The 22,773-nt window shown below is 68.0% G+C and carries 21 protein-coding genes; 8 read left to right on the top strand and 13 right to left on the bottom strand.

Annotated elements, in window-relative coordinates:
- Window positions 1-218 precede the first annotated feature (218 nt).
- Complete coding sequence (locus tag AC1Z3W_RS00090) at window positions 219-2,111, top strand: bifunctional sugar phosphate isomerase/epimerase/4-hydroxyphenylpyruvate dioxygenase family protein (RefSeq protein WP_483506582.1); 1,893 nt, start codon at window positions 219-221, stop codon at window positions 2,109-2,111.
- A 279-nt stretch (window positions 2,112-2,390) separates the two neighbouring features.
- Complete coding sequence (locus tag AC1Z3W_RS00095; protein WP_057925704.1) at window positions 2,391-2,654, top strand: hypothetical protein; 264 nt, start codon at window positions 2,391-2,393, stop codon at window positions 2,652-2,654.
- Between the two features lie 74 nt (window positions 2,655-2,728).
- On the opposite strand, the gene AC1Z3W_RS00100 is transcribed toward AC1Z3W_RS00095, so the two are convergent.
- The gene (locus AC1Z3W_RS00100) at window positions 2,729-3,523 is read right to left on the bottom strand and encodes an AraC family transcriptional regulator (protein WP_057925703.1); all 795 of its coding nucleotides are present in this window, start codon (window positions 3,521-3,523) and stop codon (window positions 2,729-2,731) included.
- A 653-nt stretch (window positions 3,524-4,176) separates the two neighbouring features.
- Between AC1Z3W_RS00100 and AC1Z3W_RS00105 the strand changes: the two genes are divergently transcribed.
- Window positions 4,177-5,313, top strand: coding sequence for a branched-chain amino acid ABC transporter substrate-binding protein (locus AC1Z3W_RS00105; protein ID WP_057925702.1), 1,137 nt, complete (start codon window positions 4,177-4,179; stop codon window positions 5,311-5,313).
- Window positions 5,314-5,634: 321 nt separating this feature from the next.
- Window positions 5,635-6,945, top strand: coding sequence for an MFS transporter (locus tag AC1Z3W_RS00110; RefSeq protein WP_057925701.1), 1,311 nt, complete (start codon window positions 5,635-5,637; stop codon window positions 6,943-6,945).
- Window positions 6,946-7,075: 130 nt separating this feature from the next.
- Here AC1Z3W_RS00110 and AC1Z3W_RS00115 read toward each other — a convergent pair whose 3' ends face one another.
- From AC1Z3W_RS00115 to garD, 4 genes are all read right to left on the bottom strand, one after another.
- Entirely contained in the window at window positions 7,076-7,513 is a 438-nt protein-coding gene (locus AC1Z3W_RS00115; protein ID WP_057925700.1) for a DoxX family protein, read from the bottom strand.
- Between the two features lie 195 nt (window positions 7,514-7,708).
- The gene (locus tag AC1Z3W_RS00120; protein WP_175826366.1) at window positions 7,709-8,164 is read right to left on the bottom strand and encodes an RbsD/FucU domain-containing protein; all 456 of its coding nucleotides are present in this window, start codon (window positions 8,162-8,164) and stop codon (window positions 7,709-7,711) included.
- A gap of 70 nt (window positions 8,165-8,234) precedes the next feature.
- Window positions 8,235-8,627, bottom strand: coding sequence for a nuclear transport factor 2 family protein (locus tag AC1Z3W_RS00125; protein WP_175826367.1), 393 nt, complete (start codon window positions 8,625-8,627; stop codon window positions 8,235-8,237).
- Between the two features lie 290 nt (window positions 8,628-8,917).
- Window positions 8,918-10,471 (bottom strand): galactarate dehydratase, encoded by a 1,554-nt coding sequence (gene garD / locus AC1Z3W_RS00130; protein ID WP_483506585.1) that lies wholly within the window; start codon window positions 10,469-10,471, stop codon window positions 8,918-8,920.
- 230 nt (window positions 10,472-10,701) lie between these two features.
- Between garD and kdgD the strand changes: the two genes are divergently transcribed.
- Window positions 10,702-11,616, top strand: a complete 915-nt coding sequence (kdgD, locus tag AC1Z3W_RS00135) for a 5-dehydro-4-deoxyglucarate dehydratase (RefSeq protein ID WP_057925696.1) — start codon at window positions 10,702-10,704, stop codon at window positions 11,614-11,616.
- A 138-nt stretch (window positions 11,617-11,754) separates the two neighbouring features.
- On the opposite strand, the gene AC1Z3W_RS00140 is transcribed toward kdgD, so the two are convergent.
- Entirely contained in the window at window positions 11,755-12,306 is a 552-nt protein-coding gene (locus tag AC1Z3W_RS00140; protein WP_057925695.1) for a hypothetical protein, read from the bottom strand.
- A gap of 195 nt (window positions 12,307-12,501) precedes the next feature.
- Window positions 12,502-14,079 carry an aldehyde dehydrogenase (NADP(+)) gene (locus AC1Z3W_RS00145; protein ID WP_175826368.1) on the bottom strand — a complete coding sequence of 526 codons (1,578 nt, stop codon included), beginning with the start codon at window positions 14,077-14,079 and terminating at the stop codon, window positions 12,502-12,504.
- Window positions 14,080-14,138: 59 nt separating this feature from the next.
- Between AC1Z3W_RS00145 and AC1Z3W_RS00150 the strand changes: the two genes are divergently transcribed.
- Together AC1Z3W_RS00150 and AC1Z3W_RS00155 are read left to right on the top strand one after the other, a co-directional pair.
- Complete coding sequence (locus AC1Z3W_RS00150; protein ID WP_483506586.1) at window positions 14,139-14,336, top strand: hypothetical protein; 198 nt, start codon at window positions 14,139-14,141, stop codon at window positions 14,334-14,336.
- A complete protein-coding gene (locus tag AC1Z3W_RS00155) occupies window positions 14,333-15,724 on the top strand; it encodes an MFS transporter (RefSeq protein ID WP_124832705.1) in 1,392 nt (463 codons plus the stop codon). The genes AC1Z3W_RS00150 and AC1Z3W_RS00155 overlap by 4 nt, the downstream gene beginning before the upstream one ends.
- Window positions 15,725-15,786: 62 nt before the next feature.
- Here the strand turns inward: AC1Z3W_RS00155 and AC1Z3W_RS00160 are convergent, their stop codons facing one another.
- The gene (locus tag AC1Z3W_RS00160; RefSeq protein ID WP_057925692.1) at window positions 15,787-16,512 is read right to left on the bottom strand and encodes a site-2 protease family protein; all 726 of its coding nucleotides are present in this window, start codon (window positions 16,510-16,512) and stop codon (window positions 15,787-15,789) included.
- The gene (locus AC1Z3W_RS00165) at window positions 16,509-17,462 is read right to left on the bottom strand and encodes a DUF2167 domain-containing protein (RefSeq protein ID WP_175826369.1); all 954 of its coding nucleotides are present in this window, start codon (window positions 17,460-17,462) and stop codon (window positions 16,509-16,511) included. The genes AC1Z3W_RS00160 and AC1Z3W_RS00165 overlap by 4 nt, the downstream gene beginning before the upstream one ends.
- A 257-nt stretch (window positions 17,463-17,719) precedes the next feature.
- On the opposite strand from AC1Z3W_RS00165, the gene AC1Z3W_RS00170 reads away from it, so the two are divergent.
- Window positions 17,720-18,568, top strand: coding sequence for a helix-turn-helix domain-containing protein (locus AC1Z3W_RS00170; RefSeq protein ID WP_057925690.1), 849 nt, complete (start codon window positions 17,720-17,722; stop codon window positions 18,566-18,568).
- Window positions 18,569-18,802: 234 nt separating this feature from the next.
- Here the strand turns inward: AC1Z3W_RS00170 and AC1Z3W_RS00175 are convergent, their stop codons facing one another.
- Genes AC1Z3W_RS00175 through AC1Z3W_RS00190 form a run of 4 tightly spaced genes read right to left on the bottom strand, consistent with a single transcriptional unit; the run spans window position 18,803 to window position 22,765 of the window.
- Window positions 18,803-20,014 carry an acyl-CoA dehydrogenase family protein gene (locus tag AC1Z3W_RS00175; protein ID WP_057925689.1) on the bottom strand — a complete coding sequence of 404 codons (1,212 nt, stop codon included), beginning with the start codon at window positions 20,012-20,014 and terminating at the stop codon, window positions 18,803-18,805.
- Window positions 20,011-20,868 (bottom strand): hypothetical protein, encoded by an 858-nt coding sequence (locus AC1Z3W_RS00180; RefSeq protein ID WP_483506588.1) that lies wholly within the window; start codon window positions 20,866-20,868, stop codon window positions 20,011-20,013. The genes AC1Z3W_RS00175 and AC1Z3W_RS00180 overlap by 4 nt, the downstream gene beginning before the upstream one ends.
- 54 nt (window positions 20,869-20,922) lie before the next feature.
- Window positions 20,923-21,579 carry a methionine ABC transporter permease gene (locus tag AC1Z3W_RS00185; RefSeq protein WP_057925687.1) on the bottom strand — a complete coding sequence of 219 codons (657 nt, stop codon included), beginning with the start codon at window positions 21,577-21,579 and terminating at the stop codon, window positions 20,923-20,925.
- A complete protein-coding gene (locus tag AC1Z3W_RS00190; protein ID WP_483506589.1) occupies window positions 21,572-22,765 on the bottom strand; it encodes a methionine ABC transporter ATP-binding protein in 1,194 nt (397 codons plus the stop codon). The genes AC1Z3W_RS00185 and AC1Z3W_RS00190 overlap by 8 nt, the downstream gene beginning before the upstream one ends.
- Window positions 22,766-22,773 lie beyond the last annotated feature (8 nt).

Consider the following 22,773-nt stretch of genomic DNA (forward strand, 5'->3'; position numbering starts at 1 on the left):
GACTTCGCCCCCAGACGTCAAGATTTGGCGCTAGTGTGCACTTGCGCAAGCGCAATGTCTTTTCGGGTTTTCGCTAATTTGTACCATCTAGTTAGTTTGTATAATTCTCCTCACCTCCCTAGTAAATTCGGGATATGGCGCTCGCCCTGAATTCAACGACTGGTTCATTCGGGTTCGATCGGCCGACGCCACACCCCGCTCACCCGCAGGATTCGCCCATGCAGCGCTCGATCGCCACCGTGTCACTGTCCGGCACCCTCGCCGAGAAGCTCGCCGCCATCCAGGCCGCCGGCTTCGACGGTGTCGAAATCTTCGAGAACGACCTCGTCTACTTCGACGGGTCGCCCGCCGACGTGAGGGCCATGGCTGCCGATCTCGGCCTCGACATCGTGCTGTTCCAGCCGTTTCGCGACTTCGAGGGCGTGAGCCCGGCCCAGCTCGCCCGCAACCTCGACCGCATCCGGCGCAAGTTCGACGTGATGCACGCGCTCGGCACCGACCGCATCCTGGTGTGCAGCAACGTGTCGCCCGACACGATCGCGGACGACGCGCTGCTGGTCGACCAGCTCGGCGCGCTCGCCGAAGCCGCGCGGCAGGCCGGCGTGGTCGCCGCGTACGAGGCGCTCGCGTGGGGCCGCGTCGTGAACCGGTACAGCCACGCATGGCAGCTCGTGAACGCGGTGAACAGCCCGCACCTCGGCCTCGCGCTCGACAGCTTCCATACGCTGTCGCTCGACGATTCGCCGGACGCGATCGCCGACATTCCCGGCGACCGGATCGCGTTCGTGCAGATCGCCGATGCGCCGAAGCTCGCGATGGACGTGCTCGAATGGAGCCGCCACTACCGCTCGTTCCCCGGCCAGGGCGACTTCGACCTCGCGCGCTTCACGGCCCGCGTGATCGAGTCCGGCTATACGGGGCCGCTGTCGCTGGAGATCTTCAACGACGGCTTCCGCGCCGCGCCGACCGCGATCACGGCCGCCGACGGCCACCGCTCGCTGCTCTATCTGGAAGAACTGACGCGCGCACGGCTCGCGCAGGACGGCCGCACGCCGGCCGCCGACCAGCCGCTGTTCGCGCCGCCGGCACCGCCCGCGCACGTCGGGTTCCAGTTCATCGAATTCGCGGTCGACGCACAGGCGGCGGCCACCGTCGGCGAATGGCTCGGCCGGATGCGGTTCCGGCTCGCGGGCCGCCACCGCTCGAAGGACGTGACGCTGTTCCAGCACGGCGCCGCATCGATCGTGCTGAACGCCGAGCGCGACTCGTTCGCCGATGCGTTCTTCCAGCAGCACGGGTTGTCGCTGTGTGCGTCGGCGTTCCGCGTCGACGATGCGAAGGTGGCGTTCGAACGCGCGGCCGGCTTCGGCTACGCGCCGTTTTCCGGGCGCGTCGGGCCGAAAGAGCGCGTGCTGCCGAGCGTGCAGGCGCCGGACGGCAGCCTCGAATACTTCGTCGACGAGGCGCCGAACGCGCCGACGCTGTATGAATCGGATTTCGTGCTGACCGACATCGATGGCCCCAGCGAGGTCGGCCCGCTGACGGGCATCGACCACGTCTGCCTCGCGCTGCCGGCCGACGCGCTCGATACGTGGATTCTCTTCTTCAAGACGGCATTCGGCTTCGAGGCCGAGCGCAGCTGGCTCGTGCCCGATCCGTACGGCCTGATGCGCAGCCGTGCGGTGCGTAGCGCGGACGGCTCGGTGCGGATCGCGCTGAATGCGTCGGTCGACCGCCATACGGCCGTCGCCGAATCGCTCGACCGCTATCACGGCACGGGGCTGAACCACGTCGCGTTCCGGACCGACGACATCGTGAAGACGGTCGCCGCGTTCGCAGCCGACGGCGTGCCGTTCCTGCGGATCCCGCCGAACTACTACGACGATCTCGCCGCGCGCTACGCGCTGCCGGACGAGCTGATCGACACGCTGAGCGCCCACCATCTGCTGTACGACCGCGACGAAAACGGCGGCGAATTCCTGCACGCGTATACGGAACTGGTCGACAACCGCTTCTCGCTCGAGATCGTCGAGCGGCGCGGCGGCTACGACGGTTACGGCGCGACGAACGCGGCCGTGCGGCTCGCCGCGCAGGCCCAGCGCAGGAAATAAGGGCGCACCGGCGTTCTATTTCGGGGTCGGATTGAATGGAGCAACCTCACCGCCCCCCGCCGGGCGGACGCACCATCGTGGTGAATGTCGCGACGGCGCCCCGTCCGGCAAGGCTGACCGCCCGCACCCCGAAACGGCCGCTCGGCGGGGGTTACATCCGGTAATGTTTGCCGCACCGCACCATCCAAGCGGTCACCGAGGTTTTAAGAATCGCTTAAGTCTTTCTCGGCACCATCCGCAACCAGTAACCCGATGGATATCCCGAAAAGGAGGACAGCGATGAGCGCCGTAGATGCACCCGCGGGCCGCCCGGCCGCCCCCCCTGCAAAGAAGACGATGCTGCGCCGCCTGCTCAGCCATCACGAGATCGCGACGCTGCTCGTGCTGCTGCACGCACCGATCGGCGCGAATGCCAAAGCCGACTTGCCGGCGCTGCAGGAAGCCGGCCTCGTCGAGATGGTCAAGCTCGACGCCGACACGGCACCGAGCTTCCGGCTGACCGAAGACGGCACGGCCGTCCTGAAAGGGCTCGGCTACCGCTGAGCCGCCGCTTTCCCGTTCCCCGCCCCCGTACCACCCCGATCATCCCGACCCGTCGGCCCGGCCGGCGCGTCACCTCACCCCGCCCGGTCCTGCAGCATCAGCCGGTATTCGGTCGGCGTCACGCCGACCGTCGCCTTGAACTGGCGCGTGAACGCGCTGTGATCCGTATACCCGCATAGCGCCGCGACGTCGGTCACCTTGTCGTGCGTGACGAGCAGCGCCGTGGCCGCGTCGAGCCGCGTTTTCAGCAGCACCTGGCGCGGCGTCAGGTGAAACACCTTGTGGAAGTAGCGTTCGAGCTGCGCGACCGACATCCCGGCCATCTGCGCGAGCTGCTTCAGGTTCAGCGGCTGCACGTAGTGATCCTGGATATGCTGGACCACGTCGGCGAGCTTGCTGTAGGCCGGATGCGAACCCTCGTGCGCCTTCAGGTCTCGCGAGATGCCCGCGAGGCCGACCACCTTGCCGGCCGCGTCGCGCAGCGGCTCCTTGCAGGTCAGGCACCAGCCCGGCTGGCGACCCGGATACAGATGCAGCTCGAGCTGGTCCATCAGTTGCTGGCCGGCGTTGATCGTCGCCATGTCCTGCTCGAAATAGGTGCGGCCGAAGCGGCGCGGAAACACTTCGTCGGTCGTCTTGCCGAGCAGGTCGCGCTTGTCCTTGTAGCCGCAGCGCATCGCCAGCGTGCGGTTGACGAGCGCGTAGCGGCCGTTCGCGTCCTTCACGAAAAATGCGACGTCGGGCAGCGCGTCGAACACCGGCTCGAGCAGGCGGAAGTGCGCGAGCATCGCGCCGAGATCGGTGTTGTCGGGCTGGTAGCGCAACGTATCGGACAGGCTCATGGGTGGTGCGGCAAGGAAGGACGTCATCCCGGCGTCTGCGAAGGGAGTGGCTGATGGCGTCGATTATAGGAGCGCCCTTTCGAACGCGTCGTGGCGATCTCGGGCAAGCGGGCCGGCGACTCGGCGCACGGCGGCCCGTGCAACGCGCCGCCGATCGGCGGTGATCGAGCGATTGCATACGTTGGCGCGCAGTGCGCTTGTAGTTGTGCGAACAACCATCTCGCCGCTCGCGTACCGGCACTGACGATTTCGCGTCGGCAGGCTGCATGTCGCCGCGCATCGAGCAGCGCCGGCGGCGATGGCAGCGCGCCCCGCTGGCGCCGGGACAACACGCGCCCGGACCGTCATCCTAAAAATGCCGGCGTGTCGCGTCTTGGCGCGATTGCGCACTAGGCATGACGATTTCAGCATATATCAGGGTTATCGACGATATGCCGAAATCGTCGCCGGCCACGCACCGAACGCGCAAGACGCGTGCATTTTCGCTACCTAGACTTCATTCAACGGTTACGAGATGACATCCCGTCGTCGCCGCGCAAGCCGATTCCGGCACAGCCACCGGCGCGCGGCGAGCCTGCACCGCCCTCGCATCGGCGTGCAAACCGATACGTCTCGCCCGGTTTACCGCAGCGGCCCGCTGGCCGGCTGCGGCCCAACCACGCCATCAAGGGGAAGTGAAAGTGAAGCTGAAGGTATCGCACGTCGCGCTGGCTGCTGCCTGCGCACTGTCGGGCGCACACGCCATCGCCGCCGACGTCGTCAAGATCGGTTTCGCCGCACCGCTGACGGGGCCGCAGTCGAACTACGGCACGGACATGCAGAAAGGTGTGCAGCTCGCGATCGCGGATTTCAACGCGACGCATCCGACGATCGGCGGCAAGCCGGTCACGTTCCAGCTCGACTCGCAGGACGATCAGGCCGACCCGCGCACCGGCACGACGGTCGCGCAGCGGCTGATCGACGACAACGTCCGCGGGGTCATCGGCCACTTCAACTCGGGCACGAGCATTCCGGCGTCCGACCTGTACGATCGCGCGAGGTTGCCGCAGATCTCGATGGCGACGTCGCCGCAATACACGGCGCGCGGCTACAAGACGACCTACCGGCTGCTGACGAGCGACGCGCAGGCCGGCCGCATCGTCGGCACGTATGCGGTGAAGACGCTGCACTTCAAGCGCATCGCGATCATCGACGACCGCACGGCCTATGGCCAGGGCATCGCCGACGAATTCGCGAAGGCCGTGCAGGCGGCGGGCGGCACGATCGTCAAGCGCGACTTCACGAACGACAAGGCGCTCGACTTCTCCGCAATCCTGACCAACCTCAAGGGGATGAACCCGGACGCGATCTTCTACGGCGGCGGCGATGCACAGTCTTCGCCGATGATCCGCAAGATGCGCCAGCTCGGGATGAAGTCGGCATTCGTGACCGGCGAGATGTCGCGCTCGCCGACGTTCCTGAAGGTCGGCGGTGAAGCGGCGGAAGGCGCGATCGTCTACATGGGCGGGCTGCCGAAGGAAAAGATGCCCGGCTTCGCCGGCTACGCGTCGCGCTACAAGGCACGCTTCAACGAAGACGTGATCACCTATTCGCCCTATTCGTACGACGGCACGATCGCATTGCTCACCGCGATGAAGGACGCGAACTCGACCGACCCGAAGGTCTATACGCCGTATCTGGGCAAGGTGTCGATCAAGGGCGTATCGGCGCCGAGCATCGCGTACGACACGAAGGGCGACCTGAAGGATGCGCCGGTGACGATCTACAAGGTCGAGCGCGGCGCGTTCAAGCCGGTCGACACGATCGCCGGCAACTGATCGCGCAGCCCCTGACACACACGGCGCGGCAAGCGGTTCACCCGCCTGCCGCGCCGTGTGCATTTCACGCTCGACGAAGTCCGAAGCGTTCCTCGGTGCAGCCCCGCGCTCGCGCATTTCGCGCTCCTGTAGAATCCTCCCACCCGCTTTGACGCTTCGTCTCCGTCGTGCCCCATCCCGGTGCGACGGCGCCTGTCACGCGCCCTATCCGGCGCTCGGCACACGCTCGACGACGCAGGCCGCGCCTTGCCAGTCCATGCCGATAGCGGGCTCTGGAGACGCAGCACCGACAACAACATTCGAAAACCGATCGTCCTGACCATGCAAGCTTCCGAATTGAGCGGCGTGCCTCGCGCCGCCGAACGCGCACTCACGCGCAGCGACTACAAAACCCTCGGCCTTGCCGCACTCGGCGGCGCCCTCGAGTTCTACGACTTCATCATCTTCGTGTTCTTCGCGCCCGCAATCGGGCAACTGTTCTTCCCGCACGACATTCCCGACTGGCTGCGCCAGCTACAGACGTTCGGCATCTTCGCGGCCGGCTATCTCGCGCGCCCGCTCGGCGGCGTGATCATGGCGCACTTCGGCGACCTGTTCGGCCGCAAGCGGATGTTCACGCTGAGCGTGCTGATGATGTCGGTGCCGACGCTGCTGATGGGCCTGCTGCCGACCTTCGACTCGATCGGCATCCTCGCGCCGGTGTTGCTGCTGCTGTTCCGCGTGCTGCAGGGCGCGGCGGTCGGCGGCGAAGTGCCGGGCGCATGGGTGTTCGTGTCCGAGCACGTGCCGTCGCGCCACATCGGCTATGCGTGCGGCACGCTGACCGCGGGCCTCACGGCCGGCATCCTGCTCGGCTCGCTGGTCGCGGCGGGCATCAACAGCCGTTACTCGGGCGCCGAGGTCATCGCGTTCGCGTGGCGCATTCCGTTCCTGCTCGGCGGCGTGTTCGGCCTGTTCTCCGTGTATCTGCGCCGCTGGCTGCACGAGACGCCGGTGTTCGCCGAGATGAAGGCGAAGAAGGCGCTGGCGGCAGAGATTCCGCTGAAGGCCGTGCTGCGCGACCACGGCCGCGCGGTGATCGTGTCGATGCTGCTCACGTGGATGCTGTCGGCGGCGATCGTCGTCGTGATCCTGATGACGCCCGCGCTGCTGCAGAAGCAGTTCCACCTGACGCCCGCGACCACGCTGTTCGCGAACAGCATCGCGACGCTGTGCCTGACGGCCGGCTGCATCACCGCCGGCTCGCTCGCGGGCTGGATCGGCGCGAAGCGCGTGCTCGGCATCGGCGGCCTCGTGCTGGCCGCGTGCTACTACCTGCTGTTCGTGCAGGTCGCGGCCGACGCGTCGACGCTGCCGCTGTACTACGGGATCGCCGGCTTCACGGTCGGCACGATCGGCGCGGTGCCGTTCGTGATGGTCAGGAGCTTCCCGGCCGTCGTGCGCTTCTCGGGCATCTCGTTCTCGTACAACGTCGCGTATGCGATCTTCGGCGGCCTCACGCCGGTGATCGTGTCGCTGATGATGAAGTCGAATCCGCTCGCACCGGTCGCGTACGTCGCGGCGATCTGCGTGCTCGGCGCGATCGCCGTGCAGTTCTCGAAGGATGCGAAGGACCTGAAGGACGCACACTGAACGTCGGCGCGCACGCGCCGGCTGGATGAACGAAGGGCCGAATCCCGCGGCGTGCGGGATTCGGCCCTTTTGTCTTGCTTCAGCGCAACGACGTACGCGCGTTGCCCGGTTCGGTTTGATCCGGCTCGGTTCAGCGCAGCGCGCCGTACGACGAACTCGGGCGGCGCAGCGCATCGATGCTCGCACCACCGGCGCCCGTGACGTACAGCAGCAGGAAACCGCCGGCGATCGCGACGTTCTTCCAGAAGTGGATCACCATGTCATGCTGGATCGCGGCATCCGTCGCGTCCCAGAAATTGTGTCCGATCATTGCAGTCGCGATCGTATAGAACGCCATCAGCAACGCGAGCGGCCTCACCTTGTAGCCGACGATCAGCAGCAGGCCGCCGAGCGCTTCGATCGTGACGACGACCGGCCCCATCACCTGCGGATAGGGCACGTTCAGCCCGTGCAGATAGCCGATGAAATCGCTGTAGCCGAGCAGCTTCATCACGCCACCCCACAAGAACAACGCCGCCAGCGCCAGGCGTGCGAAAAAAATGACGCCGGAATCGACGGAACGCGTCATGCCTCTCTCCTCGTATGCAATTCGGCCGTCCGCACGGAGTGCGCCCGTGCGATTCGGCGCCGCGCGGCCCTGCGGGGGCCCGCAGCAAATGGGCCAGCATAGACAGAGTTTCGGCCGCGTCCAAGAAAAAGGTTGTAGCAAATCTTTACACGGCGGCCGCCGCGCGGCCCGAAGGCGGCGGGACGGGAAAGGCGTTTAGCCCGCGTCGCTCAACAACACGCCTTTCTTGAAGATGAAGCAGCCGTAGCCGCGCAGCTCGCCGGTGACGATCACCGCGTACGTCTGCTGCGCGCGCTCGTAGAACGCGAACCGTTCGATGCCCGCGAGCGGCACCGCGCGCCCTTCCGCACGGTCGATCTCGGTCTGCACCTCGCGCTGCACGGGCGGCACCGCGGCCGCGTCGCCGACGACTTCCATCCGCCACGCGGGCGTGTCGACGAACGAGTCGAGCGGCAGCACGGACAGCACCGCCCGCACGACGCGCGCCGAATCGGCGCCGTCGATCCGCAATGCGCGGCCGACCACCGTGTGCTCCGCGACGGATTCCGCCGGGAAATTCGCGTCGCAGATGGCGATTTCATCACCGTGACCCATCGCGCGCAGCGCGTGCAGGATGTCGGCGTGCAGCAACGGGTCGAGATTCTTCAGCATGTCGGCTAGTCTCCGGGATCAGGAACGAACCGCATAACGTTACCCGATCCCGGTGGCCTTTGTGCATGCATCACGACGCCGCGACCGGCATTTCGTCGATGAAACCCGTGACCGATGCGAGGCGGCCCGACGCGTCGACGATGCCGAAGTCCGAACCCTTCACGACCGCCGCACCGTCGGACGACACGAGCGCCCACGAGAAGCGCAGGTGCTGGCCGAATGCGTCGACGTCGGTCGTGCGGCGGAAGCGGAACGCGGGGAAGCGCTCCTGCACGGCTGCGATCATCGCGTCGATGCCCGCGTGGCCGTCGCCGGTCATCAGTGGATCGCGATAGGCCGCGTCGCTCGCGTAGGTCGCATCGATCAGCGCGCGGCGCCGCGCGACGTCGGGTTCGTTCCATGCGTCGAAGTAGCGGTCGATCAGATCGGTGTGAACGGACGACGCGGATTGGGCGGTGTTCATGGCCAGGCTCCTTGTGTCGATGAGGGGACGATGGCGCGAACGTGGCGTGTTGCGTATTCGCGTGCAGTCATCGTCGCCGGCCTCGCGCGGGCGGTCGATTACGTGCGGGGTAAGGAAATCGCGCCGGCCGCTTCGAGCGTGAGGGCCGCTCCGCGCTCCGCGCGCGACCTGCGATGAAGCATGGTTTTCCTCATCGTGGATTGGACATGCAGCCGACGTTTGCTTCGTCGCAATGAAAATGAAAACGGGCGCCCGAAGGCGCCCGCATCGTCTGCCACGGCAACCGCGCTTCAGGTCACCGGCGCCGGATTGAACAGCACCAGCGCATTCGCGAGCTTCCATTGCTCGGCCCACGTGCGGCGCTTGCCGCTCGCGACGTCGAGCATCAGCCGGAACAGCTCCCAGCCCACGTCCTCGATCGAGGCCGCGCCGGTCGCGATCTGCCCCGCGTCGAGATCCATCAGGTCGTGCCAGCGGCGCGCCAGATCGCTGCGCGTCGCGACCTTGATCACCGGCACCTGCGCGAGACCGTACGGCGTGCCGCGGCCCGTCGTGAAAATATGCAGGTTCATCCCCGCCGCGAGTTGCAGCGTGCCGCAGATGAAGTCGCTCGCGGGCGTCGCCGCGTACAGCAGCCCCTTCTGCCGCGCGCGATCGCCGGGACGCACGACGCCGGCGATCGGCGCGCTGCCCGACTTCACGATCGAGCCCATCGCCTTCTCGACGATGTTCGACAGGCCGCCCTTCTTGTTGCCGGGCGTCGTGTTCGCGCTGCGATCGACGCGGCCGCGCTGCAGATAGCGGTCGTACCAGTCCATCTCGCGGATGATCTCGCGGGCGACGTCCTCGTTCGCGGCGCGCGACGTGAGCTGCGCGACGCCGTCGCGCACTTCGGTCACTTCCGAGAACATGATCGTCGCGCCCGCGCGCACGAGCAGGTCGGCCGCGAAGCCGACCGCCGGGTTCGCGGTGAGCCCCGAGAACGCGTCGCTGCCGCCGCACTGCACGCCGACGACGAGATCCGACGCCGGGCAGGTCTCGCGACGGCGGCGATTCAGCCGCTCGAGGTGCGATTCGGCCATCGTCATGATCGAGTCGATCATCGAGTTGAAGCCGACGTGCGCGGCGTCCTGCAGGCACACGACACCGCCGTTGTCCGTCGCGCCGTCGGCCGCCACCGGAATCGCGCCGGGCGGCAGCAGGCGCTCGGGCTGCAGCTTCTCGCAGCCGAGGCTCACCGTCATCACCTCGCCGCCGAAGTTCGGGTTCAGGCTGATGTTGCGCAGCGTTCGGATCGGGATGTCGGCATCGGGCGCATCGATCGCGACGCCGCAGCCATACGTATGCTCGAGCCCGACCACGTCGTCGACGTTCGGATAACGCGGCAGCAGTTCTTCCTTGATCCGCTTCACCGCATGCTCGACGACGCCGGACACGCACTGCACGGTCGTCGTGATCGCGAGGATGTTGCGCGTGCCGACCGAGCCGTCGGGATTGCGGAAACCCTCGAACGTATAGTCTTCGAGGGGCGCCAGCGGCGGCGCGGCACGCGTGGCGAGCGGCAGGTCGTCGAGCCCCGGCGGCTCGGGCATGCGCATCGTGCGCTCGTTGACCCAGCTGCCGCGGCGCAGCTCCGTGAGCGCGTAGCCGATCACGACGTTGTAGCGGACGATCGGGTCGCCGGCCGCGAGGTCGGTCAGCGCGACCTTGTGACCTTGCGGCACGCCTTCGCGCAACGTCAGGCCGTCGGCGAACGTCGCGCCTTCGGGCAGGCCGCCGTCGTTGACGACGATCGCGACATTGTCGTCCGGATGCACGCGAATATAGAGAGGGGAAGCAGTCATCGGAATTCCTGGGAGGGCTACCGTCAAATCGTTAGTCATCATACGACATTGAACACCCATCCGTGATGCTGCGTAAACCCTTATCCGGAAAGACCCTACCCTTTGCCAGCCAGCAAACCGCTTGCGCCGCCCTTGCTTGCGTTGTACGATGACATACAACGACATCGCCAATATGACTCGGATGCCGTGCCCGACGAACCCAGCACTCGCGCTAGACGGACGACCCAACCATGACTTCACCGCAAGAACTCAAACAGATCATCTCCCACGGCCTGCTGTCGTTTCCGCTGACGGATTTCGACGCTGACGGCAGCTTCCGCCCGACGACCTATGCCGAGCGTCTGGAATGGCTGGCGCCGTACGGCGCGACCGCGCTGTTCGCGGCCGGTGGCACCGGCGAATTCTTCTCGCTCACGCAGCGTGAGTATTCGGACGTGATCCGCGTCGCGACGGAAACCTGCAAGGGCAAGGTGCCGATCCTGGCCGGCGCCGGCGGCGCGACGCGCGTCGCGATCGAATATGCGCAGGAAGCCGAGCGCCTCGGCGCGAGCGGCGTGCTGCTGATGCCGCACTACCTGACCGAAGCCAGCCAGGAAGGCATCGCCGAGCACGTCGAGCAGGTGTGCCGCGCGCTGAAGATCGGCGTCGTGGTGTACAACCGTGCGAATTCGAAGCTGAACGCCGACATGCTCGAGCGCCTCGCCGATCGTTGCCCGAACCTGATCGGCTTCAAGGACGGCGTCGGCGAAATCGAGAGCATGGTCACGATCCGCCGCCGCCTCGGCGACCGCTTCGCGTACCTCGGCGGCCTGCCGACGGCCGAAGTCTATGCAGCCGCGTACAAGGCGCTCGGCGTGCCGGTGTACTCGTCGGCCGTGTTCAACTTCATCCCGAAGACGGCGATGGAATTCTACGAAGCGATCGCCAAGGACGACCACGCAACGGTCGGCCGCCTGATCGACGAGTTCTTCCTGCCGTACCTGAAGATCCGCAACCGTCGCGCGGGCTACGCGGTCAGCATCGTGAAGGCGGGCGCGAAGCTCGTCGGCCACGATGCGGGCCCGGTGCGCGCACCGCTCGTCGACCTGACCGACGCCGAAGTGGCCGAGCTGGACGTGCTGATCAAGAAGATGGGCCCGCAGTAAGCGGGTGCGGCCGACGTGGTGCGCTCTGCGGCGCCGCGCGCCGGCCTGGTTGCCTGTTTTGCGTCGCGGCCGGCTTTTGCCGGCCGCAGTCGTTTGTGACGACAGCCGCGCGACACGCCCCGCCGCGCAGCACGCCATTCACATCTGCGCGATGACGCCGATGATCCGGTGACGCACGTTGCCGAGCTTGATCCGGGTCGCCTCGATCTGTCCCTGCGCACCCGCACGCGTGCGGGCGTTCGACTCGCCGCCCAGAATCTGTCCCAGCACGTCGCGGTCGACGACCGCATCGAAGAACCGGCCGACCGTGATCGTCGCGGACTGCTTCGCGGTCAGGAGCTGGCTGTTGGCCTGCATCAGCGCTTCCGTGCGCAGGTTCTGGTCGCGCTCGTCAATGCTGCGGCGATGCTCGAGCGCGAACACCAGCGCTTCCATGTCCTGCCTGAAGCGCCGCACGGCGAGGCCGAACATGAGCGAATGCGCGTCGGAGCCCGTGACGGGCCGCCCCTGGTTGATGGTCACGTCGAATTCGCTGCCGCCCAGGTCGCGCTGGAATTCCAGCAGCGCATTCGCGAGCACGCGGCCTTCGCTGTACTGGCCGATCCGGCTGCGCACGGCATGCGCGACGTCGCCGATCGCCTTCCACAATCCGGCGGCGAACAGGTGATCGCCGCGCTTGCTGATGTTCATCGGATGGCTCCTTGTTGGTCTTTTTACCGGTCTCTCAGGCTCGCCTGCGGGCCGGGCGGCCCGAGGCTTCGCTACTGTAGGAGAAATTCCGGCGACGCGGAAGCCGTCACGAAAAAAGCGGAGGCAGCCAGCCGGCCACCTCCGCTTTCATTCATTCAGCAAGCGGCCGGGCTTGTGCACCGAGCCGCCGCATCCTCACTCCGCCTTCCCGTCCCGCAGCCGCGGAATCTCGAGCGGGTTGCTTTCCTGCAACCCTTCGGGCAGCAGGTCGTCCGGGAAGTCCTGGTAGCACACGGGCCGCAGGAAACGCTCGATCGCGGTCGCGCCGACCGACGTGACGGCCGGGTTCGACGTCGCCGGGAACGGCCCGCCGTGCACCATCGCGTCGCACACCTCGACGCCGGTCGGGTAGCCGTTGACGAGCAGACGCCCGGCCTTGCGTTCGAGGATCGGCAGCAGGCGGCGCGCGAGCGGCTTGTCGTCGGCGTCCATCTGCAGCGTGGCCGTCAACTGGCCTTCCACCGCGTCGAGCACGCGCGCGACTTCGTCGAGATCGCGGCAGCGCACGATCAGCGATGCCGGCCCGAACACCTCGTGGCTGAACGCCGGTTCGGCCAGGAACGCCTGTGCGGCGACTTCGTACAGCGCGCCGCCTGCCTGGCATTCGGTCTGCGCCGCCTCGCCCGCGCCGATTTCACGCACGCCCGGCAGTTCGGCCAGCTTGCCGCGACCGTTGCGATACGCGTCGGCGATGCCGCGCGTCAGCATCACGCCGGCCGGCTTCTTCGCGAGCGCCTGCGCGGCGACCGACTCGAAGCGGTCGAGGTCGGGGCCGTCGATCGCCAGCACGAGGCCCGGGTTCGTACAGAACTGGCCGACGCCGAGCGTGAGCGAATCGACGAAGCCGGTCGCGATCGCGTCGCCGCGCGCGGCCAGCGCGGCCGGGAACAGCACGACCGGGTTGATGCTGCTCATTTCCGCATAGACGGGAATCGGCTGCGGGCGCGCGTTCGCGAGCTGCACGAGCGCCATGCCGCCCTGCCGCGACCCGGTGAAGCCGACGGCCTGGATCGCCGGATGGCTGACGAGCGCCGCGCCGATCACGCGGCCGGGGCCGACCAGCAGCGAGAACACGCCGGCCGGCATCCCGCATTTGGCCACCGCCGCGCGAATCGCGCGACCGACCAGCTCGGACGTGCCGAGGTGCGCCTCGTGAGCCTTCACGATCACCGGGCAGCCGGCCGCCAGTGCCGACGCGGTATCGCCGCCGGCCACCGAGAACGCGAGCGGGAAGTTGCTCGCACCGAACACGACGACGGGCCCGAGCCCGACCTTCTGCAACCGCAGATCCGCGCGCGGCAGCGGCGTGCGCGCGGGCTGCGCGGGATCGATCGACGCGGCGAGGAAGCGCCCGTCGCGCACGACGCGCGCGAACAAGCGAAGCTGGCCGACGGTGCGGCCGCGCTCGCCCTGCAGCCGCGCGACGGGCAGGCCCGTTTCGGCGTGCGCGCGTTCGATCAGCGCGTCGCCGAGCGCGACGATTTCGTCGGCGATCGCCTCGAGAAACGCCGCGCGGGCCGCGAGCGGCTGCGCGCGGTACGCGTCGAAGGCGTCGCGCGCGAGTTCGCACGCGCGCTCGACGTCGGCCTGCGTCGCGACGCCGAATGCCGGCGCATCGATCGGCGCGCCCTTCGTCGGGTCGAACGCGCGCAAGGTACCGGCCGAGCCGGCCACCGCTTCAGCGCCGATCAGCATTTCTCCAGTCAGTTGCATGGGGTATGTGCTCCGTGGTTCTTCGGGAATGGTTCGTCCATTGTATCTCAACAGATACGATGTCTGCCGACAGCATTGCATCATTCTCGCCGCCTGCGAAGGCGCCGACGATACACGCGAAAGCCTTGTCCGGCCAGCGCAGCATGACTTTCCCACACTGTGACGACGATCTGCAAAGGGAAAACCCGAAGTTTCTGAATTCGGGCATTGTCAATAAACTTCCCGCCATGTCATACGACGACGTACATTTAAAGTGAACAATCCCCTCCCTCCCCGCGATCTTCCGATCGATCTCGCCGGCAGCGCGCGCCGCACCGCCGTGCGCTACTGGATCCTGGCGATGCTGTTCGTCGTCACGACGCTCAACTATGCGGACCGCGCGACGCTATCGATCACCGGCACGCCGATCCGCAAGGCCTTCGGCATCGATCCGGTGACGATGGGCTACATCTTCTCGGCGTTCAGCTGGGCGTACGTGCTCGCGCAGTTGCCGAGCGGCTGGCTGCTCGACCGGTTCGGCGCGCGCCGCGTGTATGCGACGAGCATCTTTCTGTGGTCGGCGTTCACGCTGCTGCAAAGCACGATCGGCCTCGGCGGCAGCGCCGCGTTCGCGGTGACTGCGCTGTTCGTGATGCGCTTCGCGGTCGGCATCGCCGAAGCACCGGCGTTTCCCGCGAACGCGAAGGTCGTCGCGAGCTGGTTCCCGACTGCCGAGCGCGGCACGGCGTCGGCGATCTTCAACGCCGCGCAGTATTTCGCGGCGGTGGTGTTCTCGCCGCTGATGGCTTGGCTCACGCATGCGTACGGCTGGCACCACGTGTACCTGTGGCTCGGCCTCGCCGGCATCGCGCTCGCGTTCCTGTGGCTGCGCGTGATGAAGGACCCGGCCGACCATCCCGGCGTGAACCGCGCGGAACTCGAGCATATCGAGCAGGGCGGCGGCCTCGTGCGCACGACGAGCCGGCCGGCCGCGGCGCGCGGCACCGGCACGGCATCCGAGGGCAGCCGCGTCGCGGGCTGGTACTACGTGCGCCAGTTGCTGTCGAACCGGATGCTGCTCGGCGTCTATCTCGGCCAGTACTGCGTGAACGTGCTCACGTACTTCTTTCTCACGTGGTTCCCGATCTACCTCGTGCAGGCACGCGGGATGTCGCTGCTGAAGGCCGGCTTCATGACGTCGCTGCCGGCGATCTGCGGCTTCCTCGGCGGCGTGCTCGGCGGGATGCTGTCGGACACGCTGATCCGTCGCGGCGTGTCGCTGACGCTCGCACGCAAGATCCCGATCGTCGGCGGGATGCTGCTGTCGATGGTCATCATCGGCTGCAACTACGTCGACAGCGAAGTGCTGGTGATCGTGCTGATGGCCGTGTCGTTCTTCGGCAAGGGCATCGGCTCGCTCGGCTGGGCCGTCGTCGCGGACACCGCGCCGAAGGAAGCGATCGGCCTGTCGGGCAGCCTGTTCAACATGTTCGGCAACACGGCCGGCATCGTCGCGCCGATCGCGATCGGCTACCTGGTCGGCACGAGCGGCTCGTTCAACGGCGCGCTCGTGTTCGTCGGGCTGAACGCGCTCGTCACCGTGTTCAGCTATCTCGTAATCGTGAAGGACATCAAGCGCGTCGAGCTGCGTCATCGCGACGCCTGAGCATCGGCGGGAATGGAAGGAAGACGACGGCGGCGGCGCGCAAGCGCGCCGCCGTTTTTACATCAGGCCGCGGAATGCGCGACACGCAGCATGTCGTGCACGCCGGACGTCATCAGCGCGAGAAACGCGAGCAGGCCGACGTAGCAGAGCGCGTAGGTCGTCTTCGTCTCGACCGACGTCGCGTAGTACACGCGGTTCTCCGGCGCGGCGGGATCGTAGCGCCACGCGCGTTTCAGCTGCGGCAGCGCGAGAATCGCCATCACGATCAGCAGCGGGCTCGGACGGTAGACGAACAGCGCGATCAGCACGGGCACGCCGGCGAACCAGATGCGCGGCGACAGCACCGCGGTGATGCGCCCGCCGTCGAATGGCGACAGCGGAATCATGTTGAACAGGTTCAGGAAGAAGCCCGTATAAGACAGCGCGAGCAGCAGGTTGCTGTCGTAGTGCCGCGCGGCCGCGTAGCAGGCCAGCGCGCCGAGCGTGCCGACGAACGGCCCGGCCAGCCCGACGTATGCCTCGGTTTCCGCGTCGTGCGGCATCTCCTTCAGCTGGATCCATGCGCCGACGAACGGGATGAACGTCGGCAGCCCGACGTCGAGCCCGCGCCGCTGCGCGGCCAGGTAGTGGCCGGCTTCGTGCACGAACAGCAGCGCGACGAAGCCGGCCGCGAAGCGCCAGCCGTAGAACAGCGCGTAGACCGCGATCGACGCGAGCATGGTGCCCGCCGACACGAGCACCTTGCCGAGCTTCAGGCCGCCGAAGATCAGTAGCAGCAGCTTCGTCATTCCTTGCGCTCCGTCTCCGGCGCGCCGGACGCATCGGCGACGACCGGTACCGCGGCTGCCTTCGGTTTGCGCCCGAAGAAGCGCTTCAGCCCCGCGCCGGCTGCGAGCAGCGCGACCGCGCCGATCTTGAAGAACTTCACGGCGAACGCGCCGATCACCGCGAGCAGGCCGAGCTTCTTCGCGCCGACGCCGACGATCAGCGCCGCGAGGCCGTACTCGGCGACGTGGTCGGTCGACTTGTTGAAATCGGCGTAGCGCTTGCCGTCGTTGAAGCGGATGTTCGCGAGCAGGTCATCGGCCGAGGCCTTGTACTTCGGCAGATCGGCGAGCGTCGACGCCATCGTCAGCGACAGGTAGCCGTCGCGGCCGAGCACGAGCGTCCGGTAGTTCACGCCGTCGCTCTCCGCGTTCGCGGCCGCGCCCTTGTCGCGGATGATCGCGGACCACACGAGCCGGTGTGTCGCGGCGTCGTACGCAGGCGCCTTCGCCCAGCCGACCACCTCGGTTTCGGGCAGGCCGCGTTCCTTGCGCGCCGGGTTGCCTTCCTCGGTGCCGGCCTGCAGGCTCTTCAGCAATTCGTCGGGTTTCCAGTCCTTCGCGTCGTCGTCGCGGATGTAGCCGCTCGGCTCGAACGACACGACCGAAATCCAGTCGGCGTCCGGATCCTCGGGCAGCACGAGGCCGACCAGCTTCGACTCGTCGATCGAGTTGCCCATCGAGCGCAGGTAGCGGCCGGCTTCGGCCGCCGGTACGAACGATTCGCCTTCCTTCAGCTTCAGCACGGCTTCGTGCTTCACGTCGATATCGGTCGGCCCGTTCACGACGGCCTTGTTGGCGGCCGCGGCGGCGGCCCTCATTTCGACCTGTGCGGCTTCGGTTTGCGCATGGCCGCTGGTCGCGACGAGTGCGAGCATCGCCACGCAGGCGAGTCGGACGGCGAGTCTTTTCATTGTTGGATTCCCCTGGATTGCCTTGTCGTGAATGTGCGCGGCGTCCGGCCCGGGGCTTCGTGGCCGCGGGTCCGGCGCCGCCTCTCAGATGGCACGGAGGCTATGGTAACGCAGCGCCGGAGAGCGTCCGTGAACGAAATGCGGGGGTGGAAGGACGCCTCGGGGGGCGGCCGGCGGATTCGGCGACGCGCGCCGGTGCGGAATGCTTACCTCGCAGGTAATGCCCGGCGCGCGCGGGATTGCCTATCATCGTGACCATGAACTCGACCGCCGCCCTCCATTCGCTCCCCCCGTCCGCCGGCCGCGCGGCCGGCATCGGCCCGCTGCTGCGCACCTGGCGTCAACGCCGGCGCCTGAGCCAGATGGCGCTTGCGCTGGAAGCGGAGGTGTCCGCGCGGCACCTGAGCTTCGTCGAATCGGGCCGCGCACAGCCGAGCCGCGACATGGTGCTGCATCTCGCGGAGCGCCTCGACGTGCCGCTGCGCGAGCGCAATGCGCTGCTCGTCGCGGCCGGCTATGCGCCGCTGTTTCGCGAGCGGCCGTTCTCCGATCCGCAGCTCGATGCGGCGCGCCACGCGGTCGAGGCCGTGCTGCGCGGCCACGAGCCCTACCCGGCGCTCGCCGTGGATCGCCACTGGACGCTGCTCGCCGCGAACCGGATGCTCGGCGCACTGGTCGCGCAGGCCGATCCGGCGCTGCTGCAGCCACCCGTCAACGTGCTGCGCCTGAGCCTGCATCCGGACGGCCTCGCGTCGCAGATCGTCAACTGGCACGAATGGCGCGCGCACATCCTGCATCGGCTGCAACGGCAGATCGACGCGAGCGGCGACCGCACGCTGCACGCATTGCGCGACGAACTCGCCGCGTATCCAGCGCCGGCCGGGCAGCCCGACGACACGCTTGCACGCACCGACTATGCGGACATCGCGGTGCCGCTGCGGCTGCGCACAGCGGCCGGCGAGCTGACGTTCTTCAGCACGACGACGGTGTTCGGCACGCCGGTCGACGTCACGCTGTCGGAGCTCGCGATCGAGGCGTTTTTCCCGGCGAATCCGGAGACGGCGGACGCGATGCGGGCACTGGCGGACGCGTTGCCAGCGCAGTAACGCACGGCGAACGAAGAACCGATGCTTCCGGCGCTCGGGCCCCCACCGGCCATCGTGCCGACCGGCCGGTGGCGAGCAGCGCATCCATGGTCGCCTTCGCTGCCGGTGTCGGCTACCGCAGGTAATCCACCCGCAGCGGCGACGCGTCAGGGAGCAGCCTCCTGACGCGGAAAGCCGGCCACCGGCGCGGCGGCGCCGATGGCGTGACGATTGGATGATCGTCCTGGGCCACCGTCACGTATAGAGCGACGCCGGCGGCAACTCCCCGGTCAGCGCAAACCGGCCGACGTCGCGCAGCCGATAGTCGAGCGGATCGTGCAGCGTATGCGTGCGTGCATTCCGCCAGAAGCGATCGAGGCCGAGCGATGCAGCCGTCGCGCGGGCGCCGCACGCATCGAACAGCGCCTCGCCGTTGGCGAGCGCCGCGCGCTGCGCGACGATCTTCGCGTCCGACACGGCGAGCGCCACCTCGGCCCGTTCGCCGGCCGTCAACGCTTCGCGCCGCGTCCATGCGCGCTGCAACTCGACGGCCGCGCGGTCGGCCAGCGATGCCGCCGCGACCGCCTGCACGCGCATGTCGCCGAAGCGCTGCAGCGTGTACGGATCGTCGCTCGCTCGCGCGACACCCGAGTGGATCCACGGCCGGCCGTGCTTCAGCACGTAGTCGCGCGCCTCGGCCAGCGCGCCCTCCGCAAGCCCGACGAACAGGTTCGTCAGCACGAGCTGCGACACCAGCGTGCGCAGCGTCGCGCGCGGCGTCGGCGGCGTCTCCGACCGGTGCAGTACATCGTCCGGCGCGAGCGTCACGCCGTCGAAGCGCACGCTGCCGCTGTCGGTCTGGCGCTGGCCGATCGGATCCCAGTCCTCGTCGACCGTCATTCCGTCGCGATCGGTCGGCACCACGCCGAACACGGCGCGCCCCGTTTCCGGATCGTGCGCGGACACGGTCATCCGCTGCGAACCACGCGTGCCCGAGCAGAAGCCCTTCACGCCGTCGAGTCGATAGCCGCCGTCCGGCGTCGCGGTCGCCACCAGCCGCGTGTCGAGCGGATTGACCGCATTGCCCCACCACCAGCGATGCTCGACCGTGCCGCGCAGATAGCGTTCGCGCTGCGCCGCGCTGCCCCATACGTCGACGCTCACGACCTGCAGGACCTGAAACCCGACCAGATGCGCAAGCGCGCTGTCGACGCGCGCGATCCGCCGGATCGTGTCGTAGATCGCCGGCCATGCGGCTTCCTGTCCGCCGAATTCGCGCGGCACCGCGAGCGTCAGCAGGCCCGCATCGGCGAGCCGCTGCTTCGCGTCGGCCGCGTGACCGCCCGCGCGGTCGCGCGCGGCCGCCGTCGCGCGCAGCGCGTCGAGCGCATGCGTCAGTGCATCGGCGTCGATCGCACGTGCATCGGGATCCGGCGCAAACGTCGCCGGGCCGCGGGGATCGTTCATGCGACGGCTTCCTGCGCAATAGTTGCGTGCGCAACGACTTCGCCGGACAGCGGCACCAGCGCAGGGAGCCTGCGGCCGGTCAGCCGCGACAGGATCTCGCGCCGCCAGTCGTCGTAGATCGCGCGGTATTCGTCGATATCCGCACCGAACACGTGCGCGGTATGCGCGTATTCGTCATGCAAGTAGCCGTCGAGCCGTATCTGCGTTTCCTCGTCGGCCGCGATCACGCGGTCGATCAGCGCGTCACGCTCGGCGGTCGGCAACGCCTTCAACGTGTCGAACCACCACCGGACGATCTGCACGCGATGCCACTCCTCGTCCGGACGGATCCGGTTTTCGCCGTGCTCGCGCATCGCACCGTCGGCGATGCGGCCGGTCTTGCGCTGAATCCACAGCTTCGCGAGGATGTGCAGCTCGTAATGCCATTCGAACGCGAGGAAGCCCGCGACGTCGCGCACCGCGATGTCGCCGATGCGTGCCCAGTGCGCGCCAACGAGCCGCTCGACCTCCGGCAGCGGATCGCGTCCCGTCAGTTCGGTCACGCGCTCGCGGCCGATCGCCGCATGCGTGCCGTCGTCGCCGAGCTGGCGCGACAGGATCAGCTGGAAATGCGGATCGTCGCGGAACAGCGTGTCGATCGCCTTCGCGACGACCTGCACGATGAACAGGTCGTGCGACGCCATCTTCGTGTAGTAGTCGGCGACGGCGGCCAGTTCGTCTTCGCCGCGCGGTTCGCGCGGCGGCGTCGCGAGCTTGGCCGGAAAGCCGGGACGATGGCGTCGCGCCACGTCCAGAAACAGCGCTTCCTCGAATTGTCCGTTCCAGTCGCGCGGTGCGCCGATAGGCAAGGTCATGGGTATCGTTCTCTCAGGGTCTTGAAGGAAGGGAGCCGGCGCTCGTGGCACCGCTCAGGTACGCCGGGTCACGCGTCGGACCAGGCGGTCGCCCGTGATCTGCACGGCCGATACGAGTGCGATCAGGATCACGATCACGGTTGCCATCACGGTGGTGTCGAAGCGCTGGTAGCCGTAGCGGATCGCGAGATCGCCGAGCCCGCCCGCACCGACGGCGCCCGCCATCGCGGTCGAGCCGATCAGCGCGACGACGGTGATCGTGAAGCCGCCAAGCATGCCGGGCAGCGCCTCCGGCAGCAGCACGTGCCATACGATATGGCGGCGTTTCGCGCCCATCGCGAGCGCGGCCTCGATCAGCCCGCGATCGACTTCGCGCAGGCTCACTTCGGCAATCCGCGCGAAGAACGGGATCGCGGCGATCGACAGCGGCACGACGGCCGCCCACACGCCGATCGTCGTGCCGATCAGCACGCGTGTGAACGGCAGCAGCGCGACGAGCAAGATGATGAACGGGGTCGAGCGGAACACGTTGACGAGCGCGCCGAGCACGGCGTTCACGCCGCGCCGCGCGTAGATGCCGCCGGGCGCGGTCGTCACAAGGATCACCGCGAGCGGGATGCCGATCAGCGCAGCAACCGCGGCCGACGCGGCGACCATCGACAGCGTGTCGCGGATCGCGTCGAGCAGTTCGGGCCACCAGAGCTCAAACATAGCCGAGCACCTCCGCGCGATTCGCATGGCGGCGCGCGCGTTCGAGCAACGCGGCGACCGCGCCGCCGCGTGCCGGCGCCTGCCCGGGTTCATCCGCGCGCGGCGCGGCAGCAATCACGAGCCGCCCCTGCGCATGCCCCTGAATCCGCTCGATGCCGCCGTGCAGGAAGCGCACCGAGCCGCCGAGCGCCGCCGCGAGCGCGCCGACGTCCGGCTCGCCGCCGCTTTCGCCCGTATAGCGGATGTCGAGCACGACCTGTGCACCGTCCGGCAGCGCGGCCTCTTCGGGCAACGGCTGCACGCGCGCGGCCAGTTCGGCCGGCAGGTCGTGCACGAGCGTGCTGAACAGCGCGCGCGTCGCGCCGTGGCGCGGATCGCCGAACACGCGCCACACCGGGCCCGTTTCGACGACCTCGCCCTGTTCGATCACCGCGACCGTGTCGCATACCGCGCGGATCACTTCCATCTCGTGCGTGATCAGCACGATCGTCAGCCCGAGGCGGCGGTTGATGTCGGCGAGCAGTGCGAGGATCGACTGGGTCGTCTCGGGATCGAGCGCCGACGTCGCCTCGTCGCACAGCAGCACCTCCGGATCGTGCACCAGCGCCCGCGCGATGCCGACGCGCTGCTTCTGGCCGCCCGACAGGCTCGCCGGATACGCATCGCGCTTCGCGGCGAGCCCGACGAGATCGAGCAGCGCATCGACCCTGCGCGTGCGCTCGGCCTTCGGCACGCCGGCGATCTTCAGCGGCAGCGCGACGTTCTCGAACACCGTCTTCGCCGACAGCAGGTTGAAATGCTGAAACACCATCCCGGTGCGGCGGCGCAGCGCGACGAGCCCGTCCTCGTCGAGCGTGCCGACGTCGATACCCTGCACGCGCACGCTGCCCGAACTCGGGCGCTCGAGGCCGTTGACGAGCCGCAGCAGCGTCGACTTGCCGGCGCCGCTGCGACCGATGATTCCGAACACTTCGCCGCGCCGCACGTCGAGCGTCACGTCGCGCAGCGCGGCGGCCTGGCCGCGCGGCGTCGCGAATACCTTGCCGACGTGTGCGAGCGACACGGCGGCGCCGTCGGCCGGCGCGGCCGCTACGTCATGCGACTCATGCTCCTCTGCGCCGACACCGGCGCCAGCCCGCACGGCGGACGTCTCGATGAAACCCAGCGTATCGAACAGTTGCGTCATCGCTTCGC

Source organism: Burkholderia sp. 10_S31, from assembly GCF_056930375.1.